This window comes from Thauera propionica (assembly GCF_002245655.1).
GTDB lineage: Bacteria > Pseudomonadota > Gammaproteobacteria > Burkholderiales > Rhodocyclaceae > Thauera > Thauera propionica.
In genome coordinates this window covers 24,829-35,063 of sequence record NZ_NOIH01000018.1, presented here as the reverse complement: position 1 = coordinate 35,063, position 10,235 = coordinate 24,829, and the positions used below count along the sequence as shown (strand labels likewise).

Genomic DNA, 10,235 nt, shown 5'->3' with positions numbered 1-10,235 from the left:
CCAGTAACAGGACGGGGCCATCTGCAAAACCCGGCAGATGGGCTTGACCCCGAACGTGTGACGGTGTTGGTCGATGAAGTGCTTTAGCTCTTCAAACGGCGGTCGAGCTCCGCCTGGGCGAAAAACGCGCTCGCCGCCTTGAGGATGTCGTTGGCACGGCGCAACTCCTTGTTCTCTCGCTCCAGTTGCTTGAGGCGCTCGCGCTCACTGCTCGTCGGCCCATCGCGCTGGCCACCGTCAATCTCCTCGCGCTTGACCCAGTCATGCAGGGTCTGCGGCACGCAGCCAATCTTGGGGGCGATAGATTCAATCGCCGCCCACAGCGAGGGGTACTCGCCTCGGTGTTCCTGCACCATGCGCACGGCGCGCTCACGCACTTCCGGTGAAAACTTCGATGATTTGTTCATGGCTCCATCTTCTCAAGAGTTGGAGCCTCCTCGAAACCCGGGGCGATTCACATAGCCTCGACGTTGTGACCGTTGGAGCGCTAACGCAGAGTTGCGCGGCGGCACTTTGGCGCCGTCCAGCAAGCGAACGGATCGACGTCAAGCACCATGGTAGAAAGAGCCTGGCTAATTCGCCACCCGAAAAATATGCGGATATGTCGATGAGGAAGGCCAGGAACGCAACCATGGCGACGAACTCCCGGCTGTGTGGTTGAGACCACTGTGACGGCCCACTCAGCGGCTTTGCGCGGCAGCCGTTCCCCGGTTTCGGTTTACAGTGTCCGCCTTCGCACGTCTCCAACCCTGTCACGCCCATGCACAACGACCTCCCGCGCTTCCCCCTCTTTGCCGGTGCCGTGCTCGCGGCGCTGGGCGTCGCACTGGGTGCGTTCGGCGCCCACGGGCTACGCAGCCTGCTCGACGATGCTGCGCTTGCCTGGTGGCAGACCGCGGTGCAGTACCAGATGTGGCACGCAATCGGCCTGGTGGCGCTGGGCGCGGCGCGGTTGCCACGCAGTCTGCTGCCCGCTGTGATGCTCGCTGCCGGCACGGTTATCTTCGCGGGCACGCTGTATGCGATGGCGCTGGGTGGACCTCGCTGGCTGGGGGCGGTGACGCCGGTGGGCGGCAGCCTGATGATCCTCGGCTGGCTGGTGGTGGCCTGGCGGGTGCTGCGCGCTACGCCGCGCGGGTTCTGATACCAATTGGCTCGGAAGCCGAGCGGCGTCAGCGGCTCCGCGGCGCCGTGCCGAAGCAGCGGTCCCAGAAGGTGGTGAGCGTGCCGAACGCGGCCCGTTCATCGACGAAATGATGATGCCCGTGGTGGGCGCGCAGGCGCGCCAGCCCCTGGCCCAGCACACCCTGCGCATGCAGGCCCTGATGCACCGTTTCCTGCAGCATGTCGCCGAGCAGCAGGCCCACTGACAGGGGCGCGGCGAGGCTTTCCGCCCAGGGCAGGGCAAACGACAGGCCGAGCACGGCGATCACCAGGGCGAGGCTGAATGCCAGCGGCACGCGGATCGGTTGCGTCGGATTGCGGTGATGGGCGAGATGCCAGGCACGGAATGGCTCGACGCCGTGCAGCAGGAAGCGGTGCAGCAGGTACTCAGAGAGGGTCCAGGCGACGAGACCGGCGAGCACGGCCGCCGCCTTCCATCCGTCCGCGCCGGCCGGCCATGCGAGCGCTGCAACAAGCACCCCCAGCCCCGGCGCCGTGAGCGAAGCCGGGTACGGGAGTGCTAAACGAAACCAGACCGACTCAGCCACCGTCTTCTCCCGCGGGCAGGATCTCCCACGCATAGAGCAGACCCGCTTCCGAAAAGCCCTTGCCGGTCTCGACGTCGCACCACCATGCGAAGCCGCAAGAGTCCCTGCCGTCGAAGCGCCACTCGCGGATCTCGCCGCTGCACAGGCGGATCACGTAGTTACGACCGCTTTCCAGTTCCATCGCGCTGTGTTCGTCCCTGTCTGCTCGCACTTCATCTTAGGCCAAGGCGCGCCCGATGCGCCTGCCTGCCGACCCGCTTGCTAATATCGTACTGTTTTAGTACAGTTTAAGCACCCCAACGCGGAGACGCCCATCATGCTTCGCATCAGCAAGCTCACCGACTACGGCACTCTGATCGTCACGCACATGGCGACCACGCCCGAGCGCGTGATCAGCGCCACGGAGCTCGCCGACGCGCTCGGCCTCGGCCTAGCGACCGTCAGCAAGATCCTGAAGGCGCTCGGCCGCCACGGCCTGGTGCAGAGCCAGCGCGGTACGCGGGGCGGCTACGTGCTGTCGCGCCCGCCGGCGAAGATCAGCATCGCCGACCTCATCGATGCGCTCGAAGAGCACCCTTTCGGACTCACCGAGTGCAGTGCCAACAGCGGCACCTGCAACCTCGAAACCGGTTGCCGCATCCGCGACAGCTGGATCCGCATCAACACCGTGGTACGCCAGGCGCTACAGACGGTCAGCGTCGCCGAGATGACGCCCGCCCCTTCGACGGCTAACGCCACGCCCACCACCGAACACCCCATGCGCGGCCCCGACCGCCTCGCCCGCCACGCCGGCTGAAGCAACCAGGAGAACGCAAGATGAACGCCCCTACCCTCACCTCCCCGCCGCAGGCGCCCGCCAAGCGCGGCGACGCGATCGGCGCCTTTCTCGAGCAGGAATACGTCGCCGGCTTCGAGACGCGGCTCGAGACAGACAGCGTGCCCAAGGGCTTGTCCGAGGACATCGTCCGCACCATCTCGGCGCGCAAGGGCGAGCCGGAATGGCTGCTCGAATGGCGGCTCGAGGCCTATCGCCACTGGCTGACCATGACGCCGCCCGTCTGGGCCGCGGTGCAGTTTCCGCCGGTCGATTTCCAGGACATCGTCTACTACTCCGCGCCCAAGTCGAAGAAGGACGGCCCGAAGAGCCTGGACGAAGTCGATCCGGAACTGCTGCGCACCTTCGAGAAGCTCGGCGTGCCACTGCACGAGCGCGCGCGCCTGGCCGGCGTGGCGGTGGATGCGGTGTTCGACTCGGTGAGCGTGGCCACCACCTTCAAGAAGGAGCTGGGCGAGCACGGCATCGTGTTCTGTTCGTTCTCGGAGGCGGTGAAGGAACACCCGGAACTGGTGCGCCAGTACCTCGGCACGGTGGTGCCGCCGGGCGACAACTTCTACGCCGCGCTCAACTCGGCGGTGTTCTCCGACGGCTCCTTCGTCTTCATCCCCAAGGGCGTGAAGTGCCCGATGGAGCTCTCGACCTACTTCCGCATCAACGCCCGCGACACCGGCCAGTTCGAGCGCACGCTGATCATCGCGGAGGAAGGCGCATCCGTCAGTTATCTGGAGGGCTGTACCGCGCCGATGCGCGACGAGAACCAGCTCCACGCCGCGGTGGTGGAACTGATCGCGCTCGACGACGCCAAGATCAAGTATTCCACCGTGCAGAACTGGTACCCGGGCGACAAGGACGGCAAGGGCGGCATCTACAACTTCGTCACCAAGCGCGGCGACTGTCGCGGCGCACGCTCGCACATCTCCTGGACGCAGGTCGAGACCGGTTCGGCGATCACCTGGAAGTACCCGAGCGTGATCCTGCGCGGTGACGATTCGGTGGGCGACTTCCACTCGGTCGCGCTGACCAACAACCTGCAGCAGGCCGACACCGGCACCAAGATGATCCACATGGGGCGCAACACCCGCAGCACCATCCTCAGCAAGGGCATCTCGGCCGGGCGCGGCAGCAACACCTTCCGCGGCCTCGTGCGCGTGACGCCCAGGGCGGAAGGTGCGCGCAACTACACGCAATGCGACTCGCTCCTGATCGGCGACCGTTGCGCGGCGCACACCTTCCCCACCATCGAGGTGCGCAACCCCAGCGCCCATGTCGAACACGAGGCCACCACCTCGCGCATCGGCGAAGACCAGCTTTTCTATGCGATGCAGCGCGGCATCAGTGCCGAGGACGCGGTGTCGATGATCGTCAATGGCTTCTGCCGCGAGGTGTTCAAGGAACTGCCGATGGAATTTGCGGTGGAAGCGCAGAAACTGCTCGGCGTGAGCCTCGAAGGCAGCGTCGGCTGATAGACCCCAAGGAGAACCAAGATGCTGAAGATCAACAACCTGCACGCGGCCGTCGACGGCAAGGCCATCCTCAAGGGTCTGAACCTGGAGGTGGGCAGCGGCGAGGTGCACGCCATCATGGGCCCCAACGGCTCGGGCAAGAGCACGCTGGCGCAGGTGCTGGCCGGCCGCGACACCTTCACCGTGACCGACGGCAGCGTGGACTGGGACGGTACCGACCTGCTCGCCCTGCCGGCCGAGGAACGCGCCCGCGCCGGGCTCTTCCTCGCCTTCCAGTACCCGGTCGAGATTCCCGGCGTGTCCAACGCCTACTTCCTCAAGGCCGCGGTCAACGCCGTGCGCCGCCACCGCGGCCTGCCCGAGTACGACGCGATGGACTTCCTCGCACGGGTGAAGGCCGAGATGAAGGCGGTCGGCATGAAGGAGGAGTTCCTCTACCGCTCGGTCAATGAGGGTTTCTCGGGCGGCGAGAAGAAGCGCAACGAGGTGCTGCAGATGGCGCTGCTCGAGCCCAGGCTGGCGGTGCTGGACGAGACCGACTCCGGGCTGGACATCGACGCGCTGAAGATCGTCGCCGAAGGCGTCAATCGCCTGCGCTCACCCGAGCGCTCGATGATCGTCATCACCCACTACCAGCGCCTGCTCGACTACATCGTACCGGACAAGGTGCACGTGCTGTCGCAGGGCCGCATCGTGCGCTCGGGCGGTCGCGAACTTGCGCTGGAACTGGAAGAGCACGGCTACGGCTGGATCGACGCCGAAGGCAAGGCCACTAAAACTGCTGCAGGAGCGCGGCCATGAGCGAGATCGACACCTGGGTTGCCCGCCAGCGCGAGCGCGCCGCCCACCTGCCCGGCGCCGCCCTGCCCTGGCTGACTCGCCGCCGCGCCGACGCGATCGCCCGTTTCGCCGACCTCGGCTGGCCGACGAGCCGGCTGGAGGCCTGGCGCCACACCTCGCTCGCCTTCCTCGAGCAGCAGGCGCTGGCCGCGCCCGATTCCGCCGCCCACCCTGCCGCCACGCTGGCGGCGCTGCGTGCGGCCTTCGATGACGGCGGCCACTGGCTGGTGTTCGTGGACGGGCAGTTCGCGCCGACGCTGTCGGTCATCGGCACGTTGCCGACCGGCGTGACAGTCAGCGCCCTGTCGGAAGCGTTCAACACCGCGCCCGACGCGGTCGAGGCCGCCTTCGGCACCGCCGACGACAGCGCAAGCCCCTACGCGCTGAACCTGGCGCTGTGCGGCGACGGCGCCTTCGTGCGCCTGGCGCGCGGCACGGCGCTGGAACAGCTCCTGCACCTGGTCTTCATCGGCGCCACTGGCGCGGCCGACAGCCACCTGCGCAACCTGATCGTGGCCGACGCCAATTCGGAGGCGAGCATCGTCGAACACCATGTCGGTGGCGGCGCCACGCTCGGCACGGTCGTTACCCGGGTGCAGGCGGCGCAGGACGCGCGCATCACCCACGTCAAGCTGCAGCAGCAGGACGCGCAGGCCATCCATGTGGCGCAGATCGAGGCCGAGCAGGCGCGCGGATCGCATTTCGCCTCCCACTCGCTGTCCTTCGGCGCCCGCCTGGCGCGCAATGACATCCATACCCGCTTCGACGGCGAAGGCTGCGAGACGCTGTTCAACGGTCTGTACCACGTCGATGGCCGGCGCCACGTCGACCACCACACGCTGATCGAGCACGCCATGCCGCTCGGCACCAGTCGCGAGTACTACCGCGGCCTGGTCGATGGCAACGCGCGCGGGGTGTTCGCCGGGCGCATCATCGTCGCCCAGGATGCGCAGCGCACCGACGCCGTGCAGCGCTGCGACAACCTGCTGCTGTCAAAGTTGGCCGAGGCCGATGCCCGTCCCGAACTGGAGATCTACGCCGACGACGTGAAGTGCGCCCACGGCGCCACCGTCGGCCAGATCGACGAGGACGCGCTGTTCTACCTGCGTGCACGCGGCATCGATGAGGTCCATGCACGCCAACTGCTGACCTATGCCTTCGCCGCCGAAGTCATCGAGCGCATCGCCCACGACGCGCTGCGCAAGCATGCGCGCACCGCCCTGCTCGCCCGCCTGCCCGGCGGCGCCATGCTGGAGGAACTGCTGTGACCCTGCTCACCGACCTTCCCGTTTCCGGCAACGGCCAGCCTGTGGGCGCCTCCCAGCTCGACGTCGCGGCGGACTTTCCGATCCTCGCGCGCCCGGTGCACGGCCGCCGCCTCGCCTACCTGGACAACGGCGCCACCACGCAGAAGCCGCTGGCCGTCATCGAGGCCGAGCGGCGCTTCTACCTCGAATCCAACGCCAACATCCACCGCGGCGTGCACTGGCTGTCGCAGCACGCGACCGAGCTGTACGACGCCGCGCGAGCCACCGTGCAGCGCTTCATCAACGCTGCGCACGCTGACGAGATTGTCTTCACCCGCGGCACCACCGAGGCGATCAACCTCGTCGCGCAAAGCTGGGGCCGCGCCGAGTTGCGCGCGGGCGACGAGATCCTGATCACGACGATGGAGCACCACTCCAATATCGTCCCATGGCAGCTGCTGTGCGAGCAGACCGGCGCGGTGCTTAAGGTGGTGCCGGTCAGCGAGGCGGGCGAGCTCGACCTCGCGGCCTTCGACGCCCTGCTCAACCATCGCACCCAGCTCGTGGCGATCACGCATGTGTCGAACGCGCTGGGCAGCATCAACCCGGTAGCCGAACTCACCGCCCGCGCCCACGCGGCCGGTGCGGTGGTGCTGGTCGACGGCGCGCAAGCCGTGGCGCACCAGGCGGTGGACGTGCAGGCCATCGGCTGCGACTTCTACGCGTTCTCGGGGCACAAGCTCTACAGCCCCACCGGCATCGGCGCGCTTTACGGCCGCCGCAGCATCCTGAATGCCATGCCGCCCTGGCAGGGCGGCGGCGACATGATCCGCACCGTGTCCTTCGAGCGCAGCACCTATGCCGAGCCGCCACAACGCTTCGAGGCCGGCACGCCCAACATCGCCGGCGCCATCGGTCTGGCGGCGGCCATCGACTACGTGCGAGAGGTCGGCATCGAGCGGATAGCGGCGCACGAGCATGCCCTGCTCGAGTACGCTACGGCGGCGGTCGACGCCATCCGGGGCGTGCGCCTGGTCGGCACGGCGCAGCACAAGGCCGGCATCCTGTCCTTCCTCGTGGATGGCATCCACCCTCACGACCTGGGCACCATCCTTGATGCCGAGGGCGTGGCGATCCGCGCCGGCCACCATTGCGCGATGCCGCTGATGACGCGCTTCGGCATTCCCGGCACGGCACGCGCCTCGCTGGCCATGTACAACACCCTTGCCGACATCGACGCGCTTGTCGCCGCCATCGACAAGGCGCAGGACCTGTTCGGCACGCGCAACCACGGATGAAGGCGGAGACCAATCCAATGAACGACACCGGACCCGATCTGCGCGAGCTGTACCAGGAGGTCATCTTCGACCACAACCGGCAGCCGCGTAACTACCGTCCCATGCCGGAGGCCGACCACCAGGCCGACGGCCACAACCCGCTGTGCGGCGACCAGCTCACGGTGTTTCTGCGCATCGAGGACGGCGTGGTCAAGGACGTGAGCTTCGTGGGCCACGGCTGCGCCATCTCCACCGCATCGGCCTCGCTGATGACCGAGGCGATCAAGGGCAAGCCCGTGGCCGAGGTGGAGGCGCTGTTCCACGACTTCCACGCGCTGCTCACGGAGACACCGCCGCCCGAGCGCGACTTCGGCAAGCTGGCGGTGCTGGCCGGCGTGCGCGAGTTTCCGGTGCGGGTGAAGTGCGCCACGCTGGCGTGGCACACCCTGCACAACGCCATCGTCGGCGCGCAGGACCCGGCGCGCACCGAGTGAAACGATTGAACGGAGATCCGCACCATGGGTGACCACTACGGTGAAACCGAATCCCGCGTCCTCGCGCGCGACTGCGACGCGGTGAGCGTACCCTGGGGCCAGCCCGAGACGCTGCCCGAAGGCGCCTACGCGCTGGTCACGCAGCGCCTGGGCGGCTCGATCACTGTGATGTGCGGCGGCAACCTGTACCGTGTTGCCGAACGCGACGCAGACGCCCTCGGGCTGGAACCGCAGCTTCCGCCACCGATGCCCGAACCGGCCGCTGGCGAGCTGAGCGCCGAGGCTGTCGAGCAGAGCGCGTGGACGCTGCTGGGCACCTGCTACGACCCGGAGATCCCGATCGACATCGTCAATCTCGGCCTGGTCTACGGCTGCACGGCCGAACCGCTGCCCGAGGGCGGCTACCGCCTGGCTGTGCGCATGACCCTGACCGCCCCCGGCTGCGGCATGGGCACGCTGATCGCCGACGAGGCGCGTGAGCGGCTGCTGGAACTGCCCGGCGTGAAGGAAGCGAGCGTGGAGCTGGTATGGGATCCGCCCTGGAGCCGCGAGATGATGAGCGACGCTGCCCGCCTTGAAATGGGGATGTTCTGAGCGCTATATGAAGGGAAGGCGGTTCTTGCCTTTGCTCAAGTTCCGAGGGTTGGCGGGCCGGTAAGCTCCCGGTCGTTCGCGCTTCGTAGCGCGACCACCGAATGGCCTTGCGAACCCTTCATTCAGCTCCCCGCCCACCCTCCTCCGGACCTTCCCATGCGCACACTGCTCCCGATCCTGCTCATCGCCGCGAGCACCGCGGCTCATGCCACTACGGCCCCGGCCGAAGCCCCCGTGCGCATGCCCGGACTCTGGCTGATGAACACCATCTCCGCCGGCGACGCCGCCAGGACCGCCAGCTTTCACATCTGCATCGGAAAGCTTGCGAGGGACGACGTGATCGCCCATCCGGAAAGCACCCTCAGCAACTGTCGCGAGCAGCGCTGGACCAAGGATGCCTACTACACCTACTACCAGGCGACCTGCGATGCGAAAGGCAGCACCGCGACGGTCGAAGGCCGCTTCGCGGGCGACTTCAAGTACAACTTCCAGGGCGAGTTGAGCACGACCTTCTCGCCTCCGCTCGATGGCGTGACGGTGGCAAAGGCCGAGATCGACGGCCGCCGCCTGGCACCCTGCCGCGGCGGTCTGCCCGAAGGCAAGTTCCTGATCAAGGGTCAGGACGGCGTCGGCAACCTCAACATTGGCGAGCCCGTCCAGCCTGCAGCACGCTGAGGTCTTGCTGCCAATCGCGAGGCGCAGAACAGGCGCCATCGTGGCGACTCATCGAACGGCACCCGACCCGGTACAGTCGATGTAGCCCTCGCGCCCCACGGGCTGCGCGCACCACGTCTCCATCCGCGTCGCGTAGGCGTCACTGCGGAAGGCGCGGACGATGCCGAGGATACGATCGGCATCGGCCCGCGTCGTGGCGGTCGCGATGCTGGCGAAATAGCCGTTACGAAAGTAGATGCCGGCATCCTGCACGCCGTTACGGCTCGCGCGCCGGATCTCGTCGCGCGCGGCGTCCAGCGTCCGGTCACTGCCGAACACGACCCCGTAGTCCGGCAGACCCAGCGCGAGCCCCGGCTTCGGCTTGTCCGGGACAACGACCGGCGGCTGCTTGTCCGGCCACAGCAGCACGGCGGCAATCGCCCCCGCGACCACGACGGCACCTGCGACCAGCATAACGCGCAAACCCTTGCCCCCTTTGCCTCCGACGTCCCGTGCATCACCGACTGCGGCAGTGGCGGACCCGTTCGCGACCGCCCCGGACGTTGAGACCACGGTGTCCGCGCCAGACGCGGCAGACTTCGTCGCGGCCTCGGTCGTTGCCGACGCGCTCCTCTCCGCCTCGCCCAACACCCTCGCCAACACGTCCGCGAGTCGATTCACGTCTGACGTGAAGCGTGTGTTGCTGACCTCGAGCGCATTACGCCAGACCAGGCCGCGCATTGGTTCGGGCAGGAGATCCTCGGCCGGCATCTGCACACCGTCGAGCAGGACAGGAATCACACGGATGTTGCGCGCCAGCGCCGCCGCGATCTCCAGCCGCACGAAGTCGCGCTCGTCGTCGAGTCGCCGGCGGCCATCAGGCTGCACCTCCATCCAGCGCGAACCGATCAGCACCAGCAGCACCTCGCACTTGCCTACGGCGTTGCGGATCACCTCGTCGAAGGGCAGGCCGGGCTCGATCGCATCGACGTCCATGAACACCTGCGCCGTGTCGAAACGCTCGGTGAGCTGGTCGTAGATGGCGCGCGCGTAGCCGGCCGCATCATCACGCCGGTAACTGATGAAGACGTTGCCCATGCCGGCCTCCCCTTTGCC

Annotated in this window: 12 protein-coding genes, 1 pseudogene and 1 other annotated feature; of the genes and pseudogenes, 9 read left to right on the top strand and 4 right to left on the bottom strand. The window is 67.5% G+C overall.

The window, feature by feature from the left end:
• Nucleotides 1-407, bottom strand: a pseudogene (locus CGK74_RS14745) (transposase); the annotation flags it as partial.
• Nucleotides 13-129 (bottom strand) — a sequence feature (AL1L pseudoknot). (Overlaps the previous pseudogene by 117 nt.)
• A gap of 353 nt (nucleotides 408-760) precedes the next feature.
• On the opposite strand from CGK74_RS14745, the gene CGK74_RS14740 reads away from it, so the two are divergent.
• Entirely contained in the window at nucleotides 761-1,144 is a 384-nt protein-coding gene (locus CGK74_RS14740; RefSeq protein WP_094269205.1) for a DUF423 domain-containing protein, read from the top strand.
• A 28-nt stretch (nucleotides 1,145-1,172) separates the two neighbouring features.
• On the opposite strand, the gene CGK74_RS14735 is transcribed toward CGK74_RS14740, so the two are convergent.
• Both CGK74_RS14735 and CGK74_RS14730 read right to left on the bottom strand, forming a co-directional pair.
• A complete protein-coding gene (locus tag CGK74_RS14735; protein ID WP_240498741.1) occupies nucleotides 1,173-1,712 on the bottom strand; it encodes a sterol desaturase family protein in 540 nt (179 codons plus the stop codon).
• Nucleotides 1,705-1,893 carry a hypothetical protein gene (locus CGK74_RS14730; protein WP_094269203.1) on the bottom strand — a complete coding sequence of 63 codons (189 nt, stop codon included), beginning with the start codon at nucleotides 1,891-1,893 and terminating at the stop codon, nucleotides 1,705-1,707. Before CGK74_RS14730 ends, CGK74_RS14735 begins: the two co-directional genes overlap by 8 nt.
• Nucleotides 1,894-2,028: 135 nt before the next feature.
• Here CGK74_RS14730 and CGK74_RS14725 point away from each other — a divergent pair, with 135 nt between their 5' ends.
• From CGK74_RS14725 to CGK74_RS14690, 8 genes are all read left to right on the top strand, one after another.
• Nucleotides 2,029-2,508 carry an SUF system Fe-S cluster assembly regulator gene (locus CGK74_RS14725; protein ID WP_094269202.1) on the top strand — a complete coding sequence of 160 codons (480 nt, stop codon included), beginning with the start codon at nucleotides 2,029-2,031 and terminating at the stop codon, nucleotides 2,506-2,508.
• Between the two features lie 20 nt (nucleotides 2,509-2,528).
• Nucleotides 2,529-4,013 (top strand): Fe-S cluster assembly protein SufB, encoded by a 1,485-nt coding sequence (gene sufB / locus CGK74_RS14720; protein ID WP_094269201.1) that lies wholly within the window; start codon nucleotides 2,529-2,531, stop codon nucleotides 4,011-4,013.
• Nucleotides 4,014-4,034: 21 nt separating this feature from the next.
• On the top strand, nucleotides 4,035-4,814 hold the full coding sequence (sufC, locus tag CGK74_RS14715) for a Fe-S cluster assembly ATPase SufC (protein WP_094269200.1): 780 nt from the start codon (nucleotides 4,035-4,037) through the stop codon (nucleotides 4,812-4,814).
• On the top strand, nucleotides 4,811-6,121 hold the full coding sequence (gene sufD / locus CGK74_RS14710; protein WP_094269199.1) for a Fe-S cluster assembly protein SufD: 1,311 nt from the start codon (nucleotides 4,811-4,813) through the stop codon (nucleotides 6,119-6,121). Before sufC ends, sufD begins: the two co-directional genes overlap by 4 nt.
• Nucleotides 6,118-7,398 carry an aminotransferase class V-fold PLP-dependent enzyme gene (locus tag CGK74_RS14705; protein WP_240498740.1) on the top strand — a complete coding sequence of 427 codons (1,281 nt, stop codon included), beginning with the start codon at nucleotides 6,118-6,120 and terminating at the stop codon, nucleotides 7,396-7,398. The genes sufD and CGK74_RS14705 overlap by 4 nt, the downstream gene beginning before the upstream one ends.
• A gap of 17 nt (nucleotides 7,399-7,415) precedes the next feature.
• Nucleotides 7,416-7,871: a Fe-S cluster assembly sulfur transfer protein SufU gene (gene sufU, locus CGK74_RS14700; protein WP_094269206.1), complete on the top strand. Its 456-nt coding sequence runs from the start codon at nucleotides 7,416-7,418 to the stop codon at nucleotides 7,869-7,871.
• A 24-nt stretch (nucleotides 7,872-7,895) separates the two neighbouring features.
• Entirely contained in the window at nucleotides 7,896-8,465 is a 570-nt protein-coding gene (sufT, locus tag CGK74_RS14695; protein WP_094269198.1) for a putative Fe-S cluster assembly protein SufT, read from the top strand.
• Nucleotides 8,466-8,621: 156 nt separating this feature from the next.
• The gene (locus CGK74_RS14690) at nucleotides 8,622-9,140 is read left to right on the top strand and encodes a DUF3617 domain-containing protein (RefSeq protein ID WP_094269197.1); all 519 of its coding nucleotides are present in this window, start codon (nucleotides 8,622-8,624) and stop codon (nucleotides 9,138-9,140) included.
• Between the two features lie 48 nt (nucleotides 9,141-9,188).
• Here CGK74_RS14690 and CGK74_RS14685 read toward each other — a convergent pair whose 3' ends face one another.
• Nucleotides 9,189-10,217, bottom strand: coding sequence for a toll/interleukin-1 receptor domain-containing protein (locus CGK74_RS14685; RefSeq protein WP_094269196.1), 1,029 nt, complete (start codon nucleotides 10,215-10,217; stop codon nucleotides 9,189-9,191).
• Nucleotides 10,218-10,235 lie beyond the last annotated feature (18 nt).